At 32.9% G+C, this 21,633-nt stretch carries 16 protein-coding genes; 12 read left to right on the top strand and 4 right to left on the bottom strand.

Annotation, left to right across the window (positions count from 1 at the left end; translation table 11 throughout):
* Positions 1 to 35: 35 nt before the first annotated feature.
* Positions 36 to 1,580, top strand: a complete 1,545-nt coding sequence (locus tag V5J73_RS07070) for a hypothetical protein (RefSeq protein ID WP_338648555.1) — start codon at positions 36 to 38, stop codon at positions 1,578 to 1,580.
* 45 nt (positions 1,581 to 1,625) lie between these two features.
* On the opposite strand, the gene V5J73_RS07065 is transcribed toward V5J73_RS07070, so the two are convergent.
* The 3 genes from V5J73_RS07065 to V5J73_RS07055 are packed head-to-tail and all read right to left on the bottom strand — an operon-like array spanning position 1,626 to position 2,793.
* On the bottom strand, positions 1,626 to 1,850 hold the full coding sequence (locus V5J73_RS07065; RefSeq protein WP_338648554.1) for a hypothetical protein: 225 nt from the start codon (positions 1,848 to 1,850) through the stop codon (positions 1,626 to 1,628).
* A gap of 56 nt (positions 1,851 to 1,906) precedes the next feature.
* Entirely contained in the window at positions 1,907 to 2,197 is a 291-nt protein-coding gene (locus V5J73_RS07060; RefSeq protein WP_338648552.1) for a putative quinol monooxygenase, read from the bottom strand.
* Positions 2,198 to 2,199: 2 nt separating this feature from the next.
* Positions 2,200 to 2,793 carry an NAD(P)H-dependent oxidoreductase gene (locus tag V5J73_RS07055; RefSeq protein WP_338648551.1) on the bottom strand — a complete coding sequence of 198 codons (594 nt, stop codon included), beginning with the start codon at positions 2,791 to 2,793 and terminating at the stop codon, positions 2,200 to 2,202.
* Between the two features lie 96 nt (positions 2,794 to 2,889).
* Between V5J73_RS07055 and V5J73_RS07050 the strand changes: the two genes are divergently transcribed.
* A complete protein-coding gene (locus V5J73_RS07050; RefSeq protein ID WP_338648550.1) occupies positions 2,890 to 3,783 on the top strand; it encodes a LysR family transcriptional regulator in 894 nt (297 codons plus the stop codon).
* Positions 3,784 to 3,996: 213 nt separating this feature from the next.
* Here the strand turns inward: V5J73_RS07050 and V5J73_RS07045 are convergent, their stop codons facing one another.
* Complete coding sequence (locus tag V5J73_RS07045) at positions 3,997 to 5,973, bottom strand: alpha-ketoacid dehydrogenase subunit alpha/beta (RefSeq protein WP_338648548.1); 1,977 nt, start codon at positions 5,971 to 5,973, stop codon at positions 3,997 to 3,999.
* Positions 5,974 to 6,144: 171 nt separating this feature from the next.
* Here V5J73_RS07045 and V5J73_RS07040 point away from each other — a divergent pair, with 171 nt between their 5' ends.
* From V5J73_RS07040 to V5J73_RS06995, 10 genes are all read left to right on the top strand, one after another.
* Complete coding sequence (locus V5J73_RS07040) at positions 6,145 to 7,095, top strand: isopenicillin N synthase family dioxygenase (RefSeq protein ID WP_338648546.1); 951 nt, start codon at positions 6,145 to 6,147, stop codon at positions 7,093 to 7,095.
* 104 nt (positions 7,096 to 7,199) lie between these two features.
* Positions 7,200 to 7,529 (top strand): translation initiation factor, encoded by a 330-nt coding sequence (locus tag V5J73_RS07035; protein ID WP_091256676.1) that lies wholly within the window; start codon positions 7,200 to 7,202, stop codon positions 7,527 to 7,529.
* Between the two features lie 58 nt (positions 7,530 to 7,587).
* The gene (locus V5J73_RS07030; protein WP_338648544.1) at positions 7,588 to 8,457 is read left to right on the top strand and encodes a nucleoside phosphorylase; all 870 of its coding nucleotides are present in this window, start codon (positions 7,588 to 7,590) and stop codon (positions 8,455 to 8,457) included.
* A 92-nt stretch (positions 8,458 to 8,549) separates the two neighbouring features.
* On the top strand, positions 8,550 to 9,674 hold the full coding sequence (locus tag V5J73_RS07025) for an SDR family oxidoreductase (protein ID WP_338648543.1): 1,125 nt from the start codon (positions 8,550 to 8,552) through the stop codon (positions 9,672 to 9,674).
* Positions 9,675 to 9,786: 112 nt separating this feature from the next.
* Entirely contained in the window at positions 9,787 to 10,314 is a 528-nt protein-coding gene (locus tag V5J73_RS07020) for a GNAT family N-acetyltransferase (protein ID WP_338648542.1), read from the top strand.
* The gene (locus tag V5J73_RS07015) at positions 10,314 to 11,165 is read left to right on the top strand and encodes a substrate-binding domain-containing protein (protein ID WP_338648539.1); all 852 of its coding nucleotides are present in this window, start codon (positions 10,314 to 10,316) and stop codon (positions 11,163 to 11,165) included. The genes V5J73_RS07020 and V5J73_RS07015 overlap by 1 nt, the downstream gene beginning before the upstream one ends.
* 21 nt (positions 11,166 to 11,186) lie before the next feature.
* On the top strand, positions 11,187 to 12,119 hold the full coding sequence (locus V5J73_RS07010; protein WP_338648537.1) for a transglutaminase: 933 nt from the start codon (positions 11,187 to 11,189) through the stop codon (positions 12,117 to 12,119).
* Positions 12,120 to 12,524: 405 nt separating this feature from the next.
* Complete coding sequence (locus tag V5J73_RS07005) at positions 12,525 to 13,418, top strand: sugar phosphate isomerase/epimerase family protein (RefSeq protein ID WP_338648536.1); 894 nt, start codon at positions 12,525 to 12,527, stop codon at positions 13,416 to 13,418.
* Between the two features lie 1,484 nt (positions 13,419 to 14,902).
* Positions 14,903 to 17,656, top strand: coding sequence for a hypothetical protein (locus tag V5J73_RS07000; protein WP_338648534.1), 2,754 nt, complete (start codon positions 14,903 to 14,905; stop codon positions 17,654 to 17,656).
* Between the two features lie 685 nt (positions 17,657 to 18,341).
* Entirely contained in the window at positions 18,342 to 21,632 is a 3,291-nt protein-coding gene (locus tag V5J73_RS06995) for an SMEK domain-containing protein (RefSeq protein ID WP_338648533.1), read from the top strand.
* Position 21,633: the final 1 nt, after the last annotated feature.

Here is a 21,633-nt window from a genome sequence, read left to right as displayed (position 1 = left end):
TTGATTAACAGCAAATTACATTACTATATTTTACAATGGCTAACCATCAAAAAGATTTCTTATTTGTATTAATAAAATCGCTTTCAAAATCTGAAAAAAGACAATTCAAGATTTTTGCAAGCCGATTAGAAACTAGTTCGAATACAAAATTTATCGAATTATTCAATATTTTGGACAAATCAGAAGTCTATGATGAGAAACTCATTCTGAAAAGTGGTATTATCAAAAAAGTACAATTATCGAATCTAAAATCATACCTGTACAAGCAAATTTTAGTGAGCATCCGATTGAATATTCCTAGCCAGAACATTCGGTATCAGCTGAGAGAACAAATTGATTTTGCTGCCATATTGTACAATAAAGGGTTATACAAGCAGAGTTTGAAAATTTTGGATAAAACAAAAATTTTAGCTTTAGAGAATGACGAAAAACTGATGGCTTATGAAATTGTAGAATTCGAGAAATTGATTGAATCACAATACATCACTCGAAGTATTCAAGGACGTGCAGATGAATTAGTGGTGCAAGCTAAAGAGCTCAATTATCGCAATACCATTTCTAGTAAATTATCTAATCTATCCCTGCAATTATATGGGATCATGCTTAAAACCGGTTATGTAAAAAGTGACGAAGAATACAAATATATAGACGACTATTTCAACAAACACATTTCTAAATTTGATGAAAAAAAATTCGGATTTAGAGAGAAATATTGGTTTTATAATGCTAATCTTTGGAGAAGTTTTCTGGTGCAAGATTTTCTTTCGTGTTATAAATATTCTTTAAAATGGGTTACACTATTTTATGATAATCCAAGTATGATTCATTTAAACCCCGTATTTTTCCTTAAAGGAAATCATTATTTATTGGAATCGTTATACATGTTAAAATACAAATCTAAATTCAAAAAGTATTTAGAGTTGCTGGAAGAAACTATAAAAGATGCTCATTTTCCAGTGAATGATAATATTGCGTCATTATCATTCTTATATGTCTACAATAATAAATTGAACTACCATATTCTGGAAGGAACGTTTGCCGAAAGCGAGTATTTAATTCCCGAAGTATTAAATAAATTAAAAATTCACACGGACCATCTTGATGAACACCACGAAATGTTGTTCTATTATAAATTTGCCTCTATTTATTTTGGAAACGAAAAATATACGGAATGTATCTTTTACTTAGAGAAAATAATAAACAACAAAAATCTTTCAATGCGAGAAGATTTGATGTGTTTTGCTCGAATATTGTGTTTAATTGCTCATTATGAATTAGGTAAAGATTATTATCTGGAAAATCAGTTAAAAAATACCTATAAATTCCTGATCAAAATGAACGATTTACACGAGGTACAAAAAGAGATTATTAAGTTTTTGAAAAATTTAAACTCCATTTATCCAACAGATATCAAAAAGGAGTTTATAAAAATGAGAGCACGTTTTATTGAATTGGAAAAAAACACTTATGAAAAAAGAGCGTTTCTTTATCTAGATATTATTTCTTGGCTCGAAAGCAAAATTGAAAACCGAAAAATCAGTGACATCATTAAGGAGAAAGCAAAATTAATTAATCGCTAAGAGATTATAATAACAAAAAGGAGGCGTTTATTGCCTCCTTTTTACTCACTCATATTCCTTTCTACCTCTTATAATATCTTCAAAAGTGCTGCATTTTACAAATTCTTTTTCATCGTCAATTATCATTGGTAAATAAACAAATTCAACCTCTGATAAATCTTCTTTCAGATAAAAAGCCATATCATCTAATTTGTAAAACCATTCTTTATCAAATTGCACCTTGTTTATCGTGGCATCTTTTACCAAAAGTTTTTCGTTAAGCGGCTTCATTATATTGCTGTCATTTTTTTTCAAAAATAAAATATAGCAATAATGTACCCAAATTTTTAGGCTAATTTATAAGTTCTATAAACAATAGGTGCCTCATACAATAAGGATCTCGAATTTTCGAAAAAAGAAATAAGGTGCAATTGCTTATTGTGAAATTGTAATCCCGCTTCATTTTCCCAAACTTCGTGAAAAATAAAAATGTTTGAATCCTCCTCACTTTGATGCAAATCATATTGCAAGCAAGCAGCTTCTTTAGTCGAATTTTGAACCAAATCCAGCAGTAGTGATTTTAATATTGCACTACTTTCCGGTTTGCTTTTTAGGATAACAGTTAGATTTATGGCCATAATTAATTTAAAAATAGTTGTGTTAAATGGTTTTGATAGACTTTAAGATCATTTTCAACATTTGCATTTTTTTCAATATCATGAAAGTGAATACTTTGCAGTGGTTTCATTCCTGTAAAAGCATTCATTCTGTGAAAGCCAAATAACGGTCCTTCATCTACGCTGTGCTCATTGAAAAATTCTCCTGGTAAAGTAAAAGCTTCTTTTGGTGCATTCCAAGAAGTGGTCAACATATATTTTTTACCATGAAGCATTCCTCCTGTTCCATAATTAATCGTTGGATTTTCAGCAGATCGACCGTCACTTTTGTAAATCCCCTTGGCGTGACCTTCGGTGAAAACGACATCAATGTATTTTTTAAAGCCGTGAGGCAATTGAAACCACCATATTGGCGTGTGGTAGATGATTACATCAGCCCAAACAAATTTTTCTACTTCAGTAATAGGATTGTAATCGTCATTAATATTGGTAGTTTTCACTTCGAAATCGCTATTGCTTTTAAAAAAATTCAAGGTTTCATTCGAAATAGTTTCGTTAAATCGTCCTCCGGAATGGCCAAACTTTTGTCCGCCATTAATTATAAATATTTTTCTCATGATTAGTATTTTTAATTTGATGCTGCAAAGTTAGAACGAGAAAGTCTATTATTAAAATAACTTAATTCATACCTTTGTATTATAATTATAATAGTTATGATAAATTTAGAATGGTATCGCACTTTTAAAGCGGTTTACAAAACAGGAACTTTAACAAGTGCTGCGGAAGAATTATTTATTTCTCAACCTGGTGTGAGTCTGCATTTGAGCTCCTTGGAAAATTATGTGGGCTATAAATTATTTGACCGAACCGGTCGAAAAATGGTTCCCACCGAAAAAGGAAAAGTGCTCTACAATTTTATCATTGAAGCATTAACTAAATTGGAAGAAGCCGAGAAAAATTTTCAAAGAAGCACCGAAAAAAATACGCCAACAATAAGCGTGGGAATGTGTTTTGAAACATTCCAAATTACACTGGAACAGTATATTTCAACCTTGCCATTTAATGTTATCATTCAATTTGGAGAATATCCTGAAATGGTAGAAAGTTTAGAAAAAGGGATTCTTGATTTAATCATCACGCCACAAATGGTAATTAAAAACGCCATCGAATATCAAGCATTTTCATCAGAAACTATTGTACTTGTTGGTGGTAGCGAAATTGATGATTTGGGATTCAATTCGGCAGCAAAAAATGAAAATTTAGAGGAAATCGAACTTTGGCTAAAACAACAAAAATGGTATGGAACTACCGGAGACATGGAACATTTACGCCGTTTTTGGCAATTAAATTTCAATAAACATCCTGATTTCAGACCAAATTATATAGTTCCAAATCTAAATTCTATTGTACGTTGTTTGAGCAGTGGCAAGGGATTAGCTGTTGTTCCTGATTTTTTATGCCGTAAAGAAATTGATAATGGTTCGATTAAAATGATTTGGGAAGGGAAAACACCATTAAAAAACACACTCTATTTTGCCACTAGAAAAAAAACAATGTATCAAGAAGAAATTGAATTGATTAAGAAAATATTTTTAGAATTAAACTAAAACACTCCGTCTAAAAAATATTCATTACTTTTAAAGGATACTTAAAAATTTAAAATTATGAATGGATTTTTTAAAACAATACTTGCAGGTTACGGTGCCAAAAAATTAGGTGGTGGCTGTTTTGGAACAATTATTATTTTCATAATAATCTATTGGCTATTAGGTTATTTTTAGAATTAAAACACTAAAAATAACCTAATTATAATTTAACTATTAGTACGCCAAGAGTTCCTTCAGATCACTTTCGAATTGACCTTTTGGCAAATATTGATCTTCTAATGCTTTTGTAAACGGAATCGGTGTATCTAAACTTGCCACCCGTTTTACGGGTGCATCAAGGTATTTGAAACAATTTTCCATAATCATTGCCGATATATCACTGGCAATACCACCAAACATACTGTCTTCCTGATAAATAATCACTCTTCCCGTTCTCTTTACTGATGCAAAAATAGATTCGGTATCTAAAGGTTGTAAAGTTCTCAAATCTAGTAAATCAGCAGAAATTTGAGGGTTTTTTGCTAAAGTTTCCAAAGCCCAATGCACGGCTGCTCCAAACGAAATAATCGTAACTTGATTTCCTTCTTTCAAAAAAGATGCTTTTCCTAATGGAATTGTATAATAGTCATTTGGGACATCTTGGTACACACTTCGGTACAATTGTTTGTGTTCAAAGAATAAAACTGGATTCGGGTCGTTTATAGAAGTATTCAACAATCCTTTCGCATCATAAGGAAATGCTGGATAAACAACTTTTAATCCCGGAGTTTTAGTAAACCAAGCTTCATTGGTTTGCGAGTGAAAAGGCCCCGCTTGTGTTCCTCCGCCGCAAGGCATTCTAACTACAACATCAGCTTTTTCTAACCAACGGTAATGTGATTTGGCTAATAAATTGACAATTGGATTAAATCCTGTGGAAACAAAATCAGCGAACTGCATTTCCACAATCGCTTTGTATCCATTAATCGACAATCCCATTCCTGCCGAAACTACTGCACTTTCACAAATGGGTGTATTGATGACGCGCTCTTTACCAAACTGCGCTACAAAACCATCTGTAATTTTGAAAGCACCACCATATTCAGCGATATCTTGTCCCATGATTACCGAGTTTTCATGACGTTCCATCGATTGTCTCAAACTACTGGAAATTGCATCTATAAAACGAATATTTTCTTTTTCTTCTGATGGATTAACTTGTTCAAATACAAACGGTTTGTACACATCATTTAGTTCTTCACTTAACGTAGCTTCAATTTCCGGTTCGGCATTGGCAACAGCCAAATGTTCTTCAATTTCTTTCTTTATTTCAATATGTAATGCAGTATCATAATCATCGGTAAGAACTCCGTTTTCTGTCAAATACTTTCTATAATTTTCTACTGGATCTTTAATCGCCCACATATCCATCAACTCTTGCGGAACGTATTTAGTCCCACTCGCCTCTTCATGTCCGCGCATTCTGAAGGTTTTGAATTCTAATAAAATCGGACGTGGATTTTCTATCATCGAAGCCTTCAATTCAGATAACAAATTAAACACTTCCAGTATATTATTTCCATCAACAATATGACTTTCCATTCCGTAGCCTTTCCCTTTATCAGCAAGGTTTTCGCAACGGTATTGCTCGTTTGTAGGAGTTGACAATCCATAACCATTATTTTCTATGACAAACATCACCGGCAATTCCCAAACCGAAGCAATATTCAATGCTTCATGAAAATCACCTTCACTTGTTGCTCCTTCACCAGTAAAAACTGCGGTTACTTTTCCGTTTTTCTTGAGTTTATTTGCCAATGCGATTCCGTCAGCAACGCCTAATTGCGGACCTAAATGTGAAATCATTCCTATAATCTTGTATTGTTGTGTTCCAAAGTGAAAACTGCGATCACGCCCTTTGGTAAAACCATTGGCTTTGCCTTGCCATTGCGAAAAAAGGCGGTATAACGGAATATCCCTTCCGGTGAAAACACCAAGATTTCTGTGCATTGGTAAAATGTACTCATCTGAATCTAAAACTGCTGTGACACCCACAGAAATAGCCTCTTGACCAATTCCAGAAAACCATTTGGATACTTTGCCTTGGCGAATCAACTTGAGCATTTTCTCTTCAATGAGTCGGGGCTTCAAAAGCTTTTTGTATAAATCTAATAATTGATTATCAGTGAGATTTTTTCTATCGAAAGTCATTTTTTCGGTTTTATTGTATGGTTCAAAGATAAAAAAATATAACAGTTTAGTGTTATTTTGTTATATTTTTTTATATTGTTTATAAGTTTTAAAATTCAAATATAAAATTATTCTTTACATTTGTATCTGCAAGGTTTTTAACCTTCAAGTTATTAAAAAATATTTAAAAGTATGCAAAACATTCCTAGTGTTGACTTGCGTGATTTCCTGTCGGATGACCCGGCACGTAAACAAAAATTTGTAAATGAAATCGGAAGTGCATTTGAAGATATTGGCTTCGTAGCACTCAAAGGGCATTTTTTAAACGACCAGTTGGTTGATGAATTGTATGGTGAAATCAGAAATTTTTTCGCTTTACCTTTAGAAACAAAACACAGTTATGAAATTCCTGGCATTGGCGGACAAAGAGGCTATGTTTCTTTCGGGACAGAGCATGCCAAAGGCAGAAAAGAAGGCGATTTGAAGGAATTTTGGCACTTTGGACAATATGTGTCTGAAGATTCAAAATATGCTTCAGAGTACCCAAAAAATGTTGAAGTTAAAGAACTTCCCCGTTTTAATGTTGTAGGTAAAGAAGCGTACCAAATGCTGGAAAAAACAGGAGTCTATGTTTTAAGAGCTTTGGCTTTACACCTTGGTTTAGATGAATTTTATTTTGACCAATATGCTAAAGACGGAAATTCAATCTTAAGACCTATTCATTACCCACCAATCACATCTGAACCAGCAAACGCAATTCGTGCTGCTGCTCATGGTGATATCAACTTGATTACTTTGTTGATGGGTGCGCAAGGAAAAGGATTGCAAGTACAAAATCACAACGGAGAATGGATTGATGCTATTGCTGAATCGGATGAATTAGTTATCAATGTGGGTGATATGTTATCACGCCATACGAATAACAAATTGAAATCTACGATTCATCAAGTTGTAAACCCACCAAGAGAATTATGGGGAACTTCACGTTATTCTATTCCGTTTTTTATGCATCCTGTGAGTGATATGAAATTGGATTGTTTGGAAAACTGTATTGATGCAGAACATCCAAAAAAATTCGAAGATATTACTGCAGGAGCTTATTTGTACGAGCGTTTAGTAGATTTAGGTCTTATTAAAAAGTAAACTTAATTTACGTCAAATACTAAAAGACATTAAGTTTATGCTTAATGTCTTTTGTTTTTTACCAATTTAACTCAGCATTATCAGCGTTCAAAATATATAAAGTTATGGACTTACAAGACCAATTAAAAAACCTTTTTCCAGATCACGAACCATCGCCTGAAGAGCAAATTGAGGAAGTGGCTCACGAATTATACGTTCAAAAAGAACCTATGATTTGTAAATTCGAAAAACGAAAAGGAAAAGCGACCACTATAATTGAGGGATACGAAGGAAGCGACGCCGATTTTAAAATTTTAGCCAAAGAAATCAAAACCAAATTGAGTGTTGGTGGTACTTTCAAAGACGATTCCATCATTATTCAAGGGGATTATCGGGATAAAATAATGACTATTTTAAAAGAAAAAGGATTTAAAGTAAAACGAGTTGGAGGGTAAAAAATGTTCAGTATTCAGTTGAGCAACTTGAAACCTTAAACCTTAAACAAAAAAAATAATGATACAATCATCAGAATTAATATTAAATCCAGACGGTAGCGTTTACCATTTGAATTTAAAACCAGAACATATTGCACACGACATCATCTTTGTAGGAGATCAAAATCGCGTGGAAAAAATCACACAGTTTTTTGACAGCATTGAATTTTCGACACAAAAAAGAGAATTCAAAACCCAAACCGGGATTTTTAAAGGCAAGCGAATTACAGTAATGTCTACAGGAATTGGTCCTGATAATATTGATATCGTCATCAACGAACTGGACGCTTTGGTTAATATTGATTTGAAAACCCGTCAGCCAAAAGAAAATTTAACGTCATTAAACATAATTCGTATAGGAACTTCGGGTTCTTTGCAAGCGGATATTCCAGTAGACAGCTTTGTGATGTCAAAATTTGGATTAGGACTGGATAACATGCTTCGCTCCTATTTAATTGACGAAGTTTCTAATCTGGAAATGGAAGATGCTTTTGTGAAACACACCAATTGGGATTTACGAAAAGGTAAACCGTATGTGATTACTTGTTCCGAAAAATTAGAAAAAATAATTGAAAGCGACAAAATGCACAAAGGAATAACCGCAACTGCAGGTGGTTTTTACGGTCCACAAGGCCGAGTTTTGCGTTTGAATATTCAAGATGAAGCGCTAAATTCTAAAATGGATAATTTTAAATTTGGTGACAACCAAATTACCAACTTAGAAATGGAAACCGCAGCAATTTATGGACTTTCGGCGCTTTTAGGACATCAAGCATTGTCATTAAACGCGATAATTGCCAATCGTGCTTCGGGAACATTCAGTGAAGATCCATACAAAGCCGTTGATGAATTGATTGCGTATACATTAGAAAAAATTGCTTTAGGATAGAGAAATTAATTTTCAAAACCGTGCCATTTGTAGTTTTAAAAAAGTGCTTTTAATTTTTTTAAAACTACATTTGTTTTTAGAACAAAACGATAATGAAAATAATACTTACAGGTGCAACGGGAGTTTTGGGATCTCATATTATGTATGAAATTCTAGAGCTTTTCATCAATACTAAAATGGATGGAAAACTTTTTATAATTGCACGAAATAAAGGCAAAAAATCCGCTTTAGATCGCATCAATGAACTTTTATCCAGCAGTTATACGCCAAAAATCATAAAAGACAAAGGAATCGCAAAACTGCACGAATACATTGAAATCATTGATACCGATTTGGCTGTAATTCAAGATACTTTTTCAAGTCAAATAAAAGAGGCCTATTTCATTCACTCTGCAGGATTTGTTAATTTATCGACAGATGAAGCCCAGCGTGAAAAGATTTTTGATGAAAATACCAAAATTACAAAATCACTTTTTACTTTATTTCATCCTTTTATAAAAAAGTTCATTTACATTGGAACTGCTTTTTCATCTGGAAACAGAAAAGGATTAATTGACAATGATTTTCATAGTTTAGGCTTCCAACCGGAGCACCGCAATGCGTATGAGAATGCCAAATTCCACTCGGAAAATTTTATAGCCCAAGAATGTAAAAAAATAAATTTGCCTTTTCAAATTTTACGTCCAAGTGTGATTGGAGGTAAAATGTTAGGAACAGAAAACCAGTATTTTATTTCGAAATATATGGTTTTTTATCTTTTGGCTAAATTCTTTCACTTCACTTCCCAGCGAAAAGGAGATCAAGAAAATGTGCGTTTTATTGTCAATGAAGACACCGTTTTGAACATTATTCCTGTCGATTATGTTGCAAAAGTGATTGTAAATACATTCGAAAGAGACGATATAGAACAGCTTAATATTGTACATAATAAGAGTTTTAATATGGTAAATGGATTGCGGTTGATTATGAAGGAAGTTGGTTACTCTAATTTTACTTTGATACAAAATTCGTTAGACTTTAAATACAAAAATACGATCGAAAAATTGTATTATGAAAGTATTGGAAAACATTTAAACCCATACTTTACAACAGCTGCCAATGAATACGATACCACTTTGCTAAACTCCATTCTGGAAATACCCAAACTGGATCAAGAAGCCTTCACCAGTATGATTCGATATGCAAAATTGAATAATTTTAAAGATATTAATGTGTAATTTTAGGAGCTGACTCCTGCTGTACGCTGCAATCTATTCCGCCGAACCCCGGCGCAATAGGATTTACGTTACCATCAGGGCTAAATCGGGAACCATTAAATTTTAGTAAAACATGAATCTTATTTTAGAAACCGACCGATTAATTTTAAGAGAAATGCTCGCTTCAGATGCAGAAGCATTATTTGAAATGGACAGTAATCCTAAGGTACATCAATATCTTTGGAACAAACCATTAACGGATATCAGCGAAGTACATTCGTATATAGAATATGTTAGAGCGCAGTATGTTCAAAATAATATTGGGCGATTTGTGGTTGTTTTGAAAGAAACCGAAGAATTAATTGGTTGGGCCGGATTAAAATACAACACCGAAATGGTCAATAATAAAATTCATTTCTACGATATTGGCTATCGATTAAATGAAAAATTCTGGGGAAAAGGATATGCAAGTGAAGCCAGTTTTGCATGGCTGGATTATGGTTTTAATGTATTGAAAATCAAAATCATGGAAGCTGCAGCACACACAGATAATATCGCATCAAACAGAATATTGCAAAAAATTGGACTGAAAATGACCGAACGATATCTTGAAGACGGCGTTTCTTGGAATTGGTACGAATTAAAAAATCCTAACTTATAATGAAAACAATAAAAATAGCTGGAGTTCCAGAACATTTCAATCTTCCTTGGAATTTAGCCATAGAAAACGGAGATTTCGAAAAAGAAAATATCGATTTACAATGGACCGATGTGCCTGAAGGAACTGGGAAAATGTGCCAAATGCTTCGTGATGGTGAAACTGATATTGCGGTAATCCTAACCGAAGGAATCGTAAAAGATATCGTTGCAGGAAATCCAAGCAAAATAGTTCAGGTGTATGTGGAAAGCCCATTAATTTGGGGAATTCACGTAGCGGCAAACTCTAATTATAAGACATTAGCTGATTTAGAAAACAAAAAAGTTGCCATTTCCAGATTGGGTTCTGGTTCTCAATTAATGGCGTATGTCAATGCTGACAATCAAGGATGGAAAACTGATAATCTGGAATTTGAAATTGTAAATACTATCGACGGCGCTGTTGAAGCGTTGACAAATGGAACGGCTGATTATTTCATGTGGGAACGCTTCATGACCAAACCATTAGTCGATAAAGGTATTTTCAGAAGAATTGCTGATTGCCCTACACCTTGGCCTTGTTTTGTAATAGCAGTTCGAGAAGAAGTTTTGGAAATCAATCCAGTTCTTATTTCAAAAATTCTTGCAATCATTAATCAAACTACAGAAGATTTTAAAGATATTCCGAGTATTGATAAAACTTTGGCTTTAAAGTATCATCAAAAAATAGAAGATATTCAAGAATGGCTTTCATTAACACAATGGTCTCAAAAGCCATTATACGCAGAAATGTTAAACAAAGTTCAAAATCAACTTTTTCAACTTAAAATTATCGATAAAAAAGGTACTTTTGAGGATATTGTAAAAACAGTCTAGATTACTGTTTTTATTTTTACTATGATAAAAATAAAAGAAATTAATTTTCAGGGTATAAAACAGCGATTCCAGGTTAAAAAACCTTGGGACGACGTTATTATTTTTGTTCTGAACATATTAATTGCCATTCCGGTTTTTATCATCTTGCATCAAAACTTAATCAACCCAAATTGGCCTCTTAATATTGACAGGGTAGTGCTGTTTTTGGTGATGATTGTAATAATTCAAATCATCCTTCGATTCTTGCGAACGATTATCCTCTTTTGTATTATTCTCTATTTATTGGTTTTAGTGTACGGTTCTACCATTGGAAACTATGGATTTAACAGCGTTTTTGAAGATTATAATTCGATAATGTACACGATGTCTGACAATCCATATCCACAAGATATTATTATTGCAAAGTTGCTTCCGTTTCCCAATAAATCAAAAATTATCAATGCCATAGAATATCAAAATCCTAAAATCCGGAATTTTGCAGTTATGGCTACTACAAAACATTTTAAAGACATAAAAGGCTATTCTGATTACAGAACCATCATACAATGCTTTGCCGTTTTCAAAGAAATAAATAGCCGATGGAACTACGTAAGCGATCCAAAAGCACGAGATTATATTGCTACGGCGACGGAATCGCTGCTTTATTTTTCTGGAGATTGTGATGATCATTCGATACTAATGGCTGCCGCTATTAAGTCTATTGGAGGAACTCCCAGATTGATACATACTACTGGACATATTTATCCAGAAATACTGATAGGCACTCTGACTGATTTAGAAAAAGTTAACTTTCTGATTAAAAATGTTTTATTTGTAAATGAAAGCAAAGAAAACAAACTTCATTATCATGTAGATGAGCGCGGACAAATCTGGATGAATTTGGATTATACGGCCAAATATCCCGGTGGACCTTTCATGTCTGAAGAAATTCTTGGAGCTTTGACATTAGACTAATTGGCTTTGGATAATAATTGCTTTTCAGGCTAATTATCAATACTATCTAAAAAAAGGAAAGATATACAACTAAAAAAAAAATGCTGTTATCTTTGGACTAAACTCAAAATATGTATTTATTTTTTTCTAATTTTCACAAATTATATAAGTTATAGCTAAACAAAAGAAAACACCTAAATTAAATAACTTTAGAGGTTTTTAAATTAGTAAACGATTAGGGATTGTGGTTGAACACCTTTTAGCTGTTTTGAAATCATAGGTTACTATTTATGTGTATTATACTGAAATAGATGTGTTTATAAAAAAATATGTGATTTTATGTGTAATATTGTATTTAGGATATATTACAATAATAGTCAGTAATCAAAAAATGTATTATTCAAAATTCAATTAATCATAAATATAATGAATCGAAGAAAATTTATTGAGAATTCAGGAATGCTAGCAATTGCTACAATTTTACCATTATCTAACTTTTGTTTGATTAACAAACCAAAATATAAGATGGGATATCAACTTTATTCTATAAGAGATGAAATGGCTAAAGATCCTATAAATACTTTAAAATATTTAAAAAATGCAGGTTATGAAGATTTTGAAATATATGGTTTTGATAACGTTAAAGGAATGTATTACGGATATAAATCTACAGAATTTAAGCAAATTTTAGATGATTTGAATCTGTCCGTTAGTAGTGGTCATTATGGTTTTTCATCATACTTAGAAAAATCTGATGACGAATTAAAACGTTTTGTAGATCAGTGTATTATTGGAGCAAAAGCATTAAACAGCAAGTATATTACATGGCCATGGATAGCTCCTGAACAGCGAACTATTGATAATTTTAAATTGATGTCTAAAAAGCTTAATGTCATAGGTGAACAAGTAAATAGCGCAGGTCTTGGATTTGCATATCATAATCATGGTTTTGAGTTCCAAAATCAAAATGGACAAAATGCATTCGACATTATAATTAGTGAAACAGACTCTTCTTTAGTCAAATTACAGATGGATATGTATTGGGTAGTTCATTCATCAAATTATACTCCTAAAGAATTGATTGATGCGCAACCTGGAAGATATGTAATGTGGCACATTAAAGATATCGATAAAATCACAAGAGATTATACAGAACTTGGTAATGGTACCATCAATTATAATGAAATACTTCCTGACCCAATACAATCAGGTCTCGAATTTTATTACATTGAACAAGGAGGGAACTTTGCAATTAACTCTATGCAAAGTGCTGTGGATAGTGCTCAATATTTTAAAAGAAACCTTCAAAAATATCTATGAGAAGAAAAATAAATATTTCCTAAGAAATATGTTTTTACAAATTTTAAGCTTGTCTTTATTGACTTAACGAGCTTCTAATCAAAATTCGCTGAAAACAAAGATACTTTTAAAAGTAAGGTGTTTTTATCCGTTTTTATCGATAAAAAAAACTCCAAAATCAAATGACTTTGGAGTTTTAAATTTTTGTGGTCCTTACGAACCTGTTTACGAACCATTTTGTACAAGACTTGAAGAAGCTTTCTTCTAAAAATATTTAATATTTAAATAGATTAAACTAAAATTGGTTAGAGTCATGTTCCCGCTACTAAAAAATTAGCAAGCCAACTTTCTAAAATAATCTTCCATAAACTGTTTAGAATTTGTTCGAAGCATTAGATATTAGCGAGTAATCTTGAAAAATCTAACGATTTTTTGGAGGATTATTACAAAATTGTTAGTGTAAATGATGATCTTTAAAGTAAATAAATTTTTAAATTCTTTTTCTTTATCGGGCCACCATTTTATTAGTGATTTTCGTGGTCTTCGCAGGACAGTTTTCGAGCCATTTTATGGATGATTTAAAGAAATTGAATATCGCTTTATTTAACAGTCGAATTTAGTTAATTTTAGTTAATTGATTTTTACAGAGAAATATTTAATTTTTTTATTTGAAGATTTAAGATAAAGAGACTCCTATGGCTTTATAATTTTATCAATAAATACAGGACTTGCCATATACTATTTAAGACGGTGTCAACAATAGGATCACTTAACTTTTAGAGCGATAAATCATTGTAATGTAAAGATAATAAATTGCATTTATATTTGAAATAATCTGTTTTATAAGTAGCCTGTTTCCATTATCCATAAACAAATAGTGTTACTGTATATTTCACAATTCCCTAAAGGACTTTAGAGATGCGAGTTAAGGAAGGTATCAAATAGTTTTTTCTACTTTACAATTGTTCTTTAAAATATTAAGAGAGGCAATAAGATTTTTTCTCACTTATCCGCCCTGTATAGACAATTTTAGAACCATTTTTCAAATGATTTAAAAAAATTAGCAATGTCAAATTCAATATAAATTTTAAAACAAACCAGAATTTTAGAATAGGGATACGGAAATTAAGAGAAAATATATTAAATTTCCAATATATACCTCGCCAATATGATCTAACTGTTACTATCTCAATGAAGCTACAAAACGAAATGTTGGATTATTAGTTAAGAAAATAGAACTTGAGACCTCTTTAAATGAAAAAAAAAGTCTTAGGAAACAAAAAAAGAAATTAAAGAAAGGAAATAGATTAGGTTCTGTCGCATCTAAAATAAGTTTTTTACCTTTAACTTTCCAAAATTGACTGGCATACCAAAGGAAGAAAGCTTTATGATGACCTTGGAAAAGACTTTCCGAAGCCATAGGCATTCTAATTAAATAAGCAATTATATAACAATAAAATTCAGCAGCTACAAGGCTACTGATTTAGTTAAATTAATTTATAATCATGCACGCAAGGACAAGAAGTAAGTTATTAGGACTAGGATTTGACACATTACTGATAAATAAAATTGACGTACGACATCTAACTGTTTCCGGCCTTTCTAATCAAAATAAAAAAGCATTATTGGTGGCAGGGTTTACTGATGTCGAGGCTGACCTTATTACTTTAAAGGTGAATCGGGCAATTATTGACCCAGTTGTCATTCAAAGCATAATAGATAAGAGCGGTAGTGCTTGTTGTTTTTGTGAAGATGGAATTGTTGATAAACCATTTCAAATTCACCATATTGAAGAGTATCACGTAAATCAGAACCACAGCGAAGAAAATCTACTATTGGTCTGTCCAACTCATCATGTCCAGATCCACCAACATAAATATAAAAGATCGGATCAAATACACATTAAAAGGAAATGGGAAAATTTATGGCAAGTTGCCAAATTATTTTTGGATAAAGGCCTGAGCTTTCCATTTAAGACAATAGAATTTGTAGACTACACAAGTGAAGGCTCAATAACCGAAATTTTCAACTATGGTGCACCTAGGCCATCTGTATGTGTAGTGCTTTCAAAAGGATCGCTTTCAGAAAACGCTCTCCAAGTACTAAATGCCGAAAACAAACTTGTTATTACAGGTGATTCAGGAAGTGGAAAAACTACTATGGTATTTGGAATTGCAGGTGCGCAGATTGCAAAAAATGTTTATAAATACACAATCGCTGATAATTCGGATACCAAATCAAGTGCGGAAATACTCCAATTTTTATCTTTAGTAAAGAATGTTATTTTAATAGTCGACGATGCAAATGCTAAATTGCATGGAGAGCATATCGAAAGGATTCTAAGCGCTGCCGATGTAAGTAGACAAATTATTGTTGTTAATACAAGAAATGATTTTAAAAACAATAATGATATAGAAGAACATTTCCTTAACTCTGTGAAATACATTTCCTGGAGTGAAATCAAACATTCGGTAAAATCATCATTGCTATCAAATGAAATCGAAATTGTCGATTTTCTGAAAGCAAAGAAATTAGACGATATAAATCATTTTCCATTAGGTTACAGTGAATTAAGCACATCCCTAAATTATTTAATTGACAGTTACTTAAATTCTTCTGAGACCGTCTGGCAATTTATTTTTTTAATAGGCGGGGGACTGGAAAAGGTAGGTGATATCAAGCTTGAACTTCAACAGCGCGATCGATTTGACATCATATTTCTGTATTTATCAATTAAACAGATATCTCAATTTGAAAAAGGATGTTCTGTTGAAGAAATTATGCAGTTGTTTAAAACCAATAGTATACTAAAAGTCAAGTCACAACCGGAAAGGGAGTGGCTTCAAGAGAGATTAGACACATTATGCGCACGTAGGTTTTTAAAGAATGAGCGAGGACGATATAAAACCATTCACAGACAGTTTGCAAGGAAATTTATTGAACATTTTTATAAAATTTCGCCTGTTGAATGTAGCGAGTTGCTTGATGTTGTTTTTAAAAATTATTCCAATGTAAAGGAAATTACAATTTTATGGTCTTGGTTGAGCAACTCCGATGCTTCAAGATATTTAGCCAATTGGTGTAATCCTGCCAATACAGACTGGAATAGCTTGGTAGAAACAACTTGCTATGAAAGTGTAGAAACTTTAGGTTTACTAGCTAGGTTGATGCGGTATACAGCGAACCAGTGTAACGACAAAACTGTAAATTCCGCATTTAAGGACAGAGCAGAAGAAATAGCAATGTTAATCAATACAGAAAAATTGAACTACTTCTATGCTATTTCAGAAATCTTTACAACGCTAAGTAATCACGCGAAAGAAGTAATTGTTCCTATGTGCGACTTATTGGATAAGAAGAGTCTCACTAAACTTATAAAAGAAGCGAGACCTGAAGATTTTAAATATATTTATTCGATTTTTCAGAATATATGGGAAGTCCACCCTGCCTGGATATTCGATGTAACCAAAGGATTAAACGTGAAAGATTTTGAAAAAGCTCTTAATCAAGTTAAAAAAGGAGATGTTGAAAGTATTGATCGAGTAATGCAATTTTTTTCGGCTTTTATTTTTGACTTACACAGAAGCCATATCAAGACGGCCACAACAGCGGTTTGCAATGCGCTTAAAGGTTGTCCTATAAAGGAGATGGATTACCCTGTGTTTCTTGCTGGTTTATTTCCTGTGGCAATGTATGAAAATGATATAGAAAAAATACTTTCCGTCTTAGATAGTGAAAAACTTGCGGATGAACTTGCAAATGCTACTCCAAGATATTGGAAGCCATTATTAAATCTATCGATTTTTTCAATGCAAAAGCACATGAAAAAACTTGAAGAAATCATTGAGAAAGTTGATCTAGAAATTTTAATGGGTAACGTTGAGAAATATTACCAAGACAGCCATTACGAATTCAGAATATTAATTTATTTGTTTTGTAATGGTTCGAAACAAAAGAAAGCTGCTTTCGCATTGAAAATCCACCCTCTTGTAAAAAATATTTATAGTAAAGTGAGCATAGATGGACACAATCACAATGATATTATTGAGGCATTTAATATCCTTTCACCAAGCGATGCAGCAGCAATAGTGCAAGAGTATAGCATTATCTTTAAAAATGAGAAAAAGGAAAGATCTAAAGCTTATAAACTGGATAAAGTTTTAAAACAAGCTGAAGCTTCAGGTTCGGATTATATTTTATTCAAGCGAACAATCGATGTAAAGCAGTTCGATGTTGATAAAATTAAAAATGCAAATTAAAAGTGGGAAAGTGTGGGAACTATACGAATGTTAATTGAAGAACTTGAGAAACTTATAAAATTACCTGTATTTTTCATCAAATTTATCTTGATATCAGTTTTTGCTTCAGTAATTTATGTAGAGATCTTTGGCAAATTTGACTTGCTTGATTTCAAGAGTTAAGAACTGGAGTGATATAAACAATTTTTTCATTACCAGTAAAATAATTGTAGTTGTCTTGTTTTAGATACAGAAATCAATAGTCCAGTGTTTACTGGGGTTTCAGATTTTGAGGTACAAATGAGGTTCTGATCTGAAAAAAATAACACGAAATAAAACAAACAAACTTTTATACCTTTTACGGATACTACTACAATAATTATCAGAAATTTACGGTGATTATAGTAATATAATCCGAATGAAAAGGAATACTAAAATATAATGTCAGGTATTCTTTATTTTAAGCCACAGGTATCCGAAAATTTTCCTAATATTTAGTGAAACTTTCGGATAGCTGTGTTCTGGTCTGATGATTTTGTTTTTGTATTGCCACGGTAAAAAGCTGAACACTTTGGAAAGGATAGCTGCTACACTGCAAGGTAAGATATGAGACAAAGCAGTCAGCAGCAGCTGACGGTAAAATAATATCAGATTGCTGTATCTGCTGAATTGTAAATATGCTATTTTTACATTTAAAATTCTTGAAATGCCAAAACAGCAGGAAGAAATTAGAGAAATTAACAGTTATATAATGGCATGGATCCTGGAGATCGATGTTTCCACCGCACTGAACTATACAGACATCAATAAGGTATCTGAAGGCATCTGTTTGAAACTTCTCAATCTGGTATACGGTTATGAGCTTAAGAATCTGGGCAAGGAGCAAAATAATTTTCCGGCAGTTGATCTAGGTGAGAGCGGTTCATCAAAAATTGCATTTCAAATAACCTCCGATACTACAATAACAAAGATTAGGGAATCACTTGAGAAATTTAAGCAGCATGGTCTTGATAAGCGATTTACAGGCGGTATAAAATTTTTAATTCTTCGTGGCAGAAAAAAAAGAAAGACTGTCATATCAGGGCATGAAGATATTTTTGAAATGGAAAGGGACGTACTTTACCTGTCAGATCTTATAAAGGAAATTGCTTTTGTTTACCTAGAGGACCCAAGTCGTTTTTTTGAAATAAAAGAGTTTCTAAAATTTGAGTTTGGAAAATCTAACGTGAGGGAAACATCAATTATTTTTACTGAAGACCATAATAAAGTTAAAAATTATTTAGAAGTCATTGAGAAATTTTACGCTACAGAAGTAAATAAACTTGTTCATTTTGACCTAGATAAACAGAATTCCCAGATTTGTACCAATGTGCTGTTCGAGGAGCTTTTTGATGAGAAAGGCGCAGTAATTATTGGAGAATCGGGCTGCGGAAAGTCTTTTATGGCAATAGCTTGGGCTATGTCTTTATGTAGTAAAGGAGTGCTGCCGGTAGTACTAAAGTTAAATTATTCAGATTTGAGTCTTTCTTGCTTAATTGAGCAGGAGGTTTGGAAATACGGGTTTGTCTGTGTATTGTCCTTTATAAAAGCCTGCCAGTCGACCAATAAAAAAATCCTTTTGGTACTTGATGGTCTTAATGAATGTCCTTTAGAGGTATCGGAAAGGCTTATATCGGAGCTTAAAGAATTTTCTTCCAAATATAAAATACTTTTCATTGTAACCACCCAGCAGCTCACAGAGAGTCTGGTAGCGCTTGGAAGCGTAACAATAAAAGTTTATAGGCCTGATTCCGAACTGAAGGCTGCCATTGCTAGTAAATATTCAAATTCGGCAAACAAGCTTAAACCCATTTTAGATATGGTATCGACCTCTATGGAAGCCAAAATGGTCGGTGAGATTGGCATATTTGGGGTTGATAGAATCAGCAGATACAGCTTATTTGAATTGTATGTCAGAAGAAAACTCATGGATATGGATAAAGATGGTATTTATTTACTTTCTGCAATTGCCAGAAAAATGTCCCAAGAGATTTCATTCAGCATTTCTTTGAGACAGGTTGACACCATTTTAATGGATAGTAAAATGGAAACGTATGTTCTTGAACGCTGTTTAAGCACCAAAATATTAGTTAAGGATTTTGCTAGGATAAGTTTCGGTCACGAAATGCTTTTGAATTTTTTTACGGCAGAGGGCATCGCAAGATTTAATGAAGACTCTTTTGCCGTAATCGAAGAGTTTAATGCTCCCAAGAATGATGAGAAGAGATTGCTAGTATTAGGATCTATAGAAGACAATGTACTTAAGGAAAAAATACTTGAAAGTATTGGAGATACGGATCTGCTTCTTTTACTGTTGGAGGGCGAAGCAGGCGAGTTCTGTCGGTTCTGGGCAGCTGAAAAACTAAAAGAAATTCTTCTGAAGATGCGTAAGGAAATAGATAGTATAGAATTTGTAATAGAAGCAGAACAGCATCCCCAAGTTATGATCAAAAAAGGTTCCATACCTGAGTGGAGAAACGATGAACTTGCCTTTGTTGAGATAATAATTTATCAAATATTCAGTGGAAAGCTACTGGAGGAAATGTTTTCAATTGCCTGGGAGATGGATACCTGTCTGGAGCGGATATTTACTATAATGAAAAGCGAAGCAAGAGATAAGAAAATTAGTTTGAGAAACGGTTTATTTCAGTCGATTTACAGTCCATTGAATGGAAAATCAATTACTGTATCGGGTATGTCCTATTTTTTTTCATGCCTGGAGTCGGGATTTATGTCATTTAAAAGTGAAAACAAAATTGCCTCTGATGCTATAGCGCAATTGGCCCAACGCAGTAATGTAAAAACAGGACAGTTTTACCTGTTGCTGCATCTATGTCGTTTTAACGAACGGGCACAAGCTTTATTTAACATAATTTCCCATTGCTTATCAAACCAATGGGAGTACTTACCCCGGACACTCAAATTTGAAATTTTGGAAGTTGTTCCGCACTGTCATAGTACTGACCGCCAGCGGGAGGAGCTAATTGAAGCAATTGTGAAAGTTAGATCAAAAGCAACATTAATAGATCCATGGCTGTCTACCAATCTTTTTGAAACACTTACTGCTTTAGGGGCACTTAAATCTGATGCTGAAAGTTATGAGCAAACGGTGTTGTCAGAAATGCATGAAATATTAGCAGATCCGGACTGCGAAAAATCCTGGAAGCAGGCTTCTTTTATGTTTAATGCACAGTTTGACCATCCATATAGTTCCGCCTTTTATAATGTTATTGACAGCCTTGATCAAACTGATCAGAAAGCCTTTTATGCAATGGCAATCAAAAATGAAGAAGAATTTGATCTTTTTTTATCCCTGTTAATTTTATCGGCTGAAAAATTACTTGGTGCGCAGTGCTGTCCTGATCTGCTTAAAATTTTAAATAAACCTATTCTAGAGGCGACAATGTCACAGGAGAGGATGAAAAATCATATTGTAGTGTGCATAATATTAGTAAAGTACAAATATGACTTTGTCAGCTTAATTGAAACCAGAAAAGATGAAGGTGAAAAGCTTTTGGTTTCTCTTGCAGAGGTTTTGTATTGGATCAATCGAAAGGATTTAGAAAAAAAATACATAATGGAGAAATGTGCCCCTGCATTAAGTATACTTTTCGACAGGTCATCACCTTACCTTATAGACAGTATGAAAGTGTTTAATAATGCATTAAGTCAGGTGTCTTTGCGGGAATATTTCAATGAAGATACAATTACGGTAGAATCCGTTTTTGGTGACCGTATTTTGTCAGCCTGCCGCTCCTGTTTAAAATCAAAGGATGTATTGTCAATATTTAAATATGAGCATGATTCTACTAATATTTACAGGTATGCTATTGATCAAATAGGATCATATGGTAATATTAATGACCTTATTGCACTTAAGGTGATGGCTGATGATATTTTACTGGGGAGAAACGCTATAAAGGCTATTAAAAATATCGAGGAGAAATCTGCGCGATAGT

The organism is Flavobacterium sp. KS-LB2, assembly GCF_036895565.1.
Classification (GTDB): Bacteria; Bacteroidota; Bacteroidia; order Flavobacteriales; family Flavobacteriaceae; genus Flavobacterium.
This window is presented reverse-complemented; position numbering and strand designations above follow the sequence as displayed.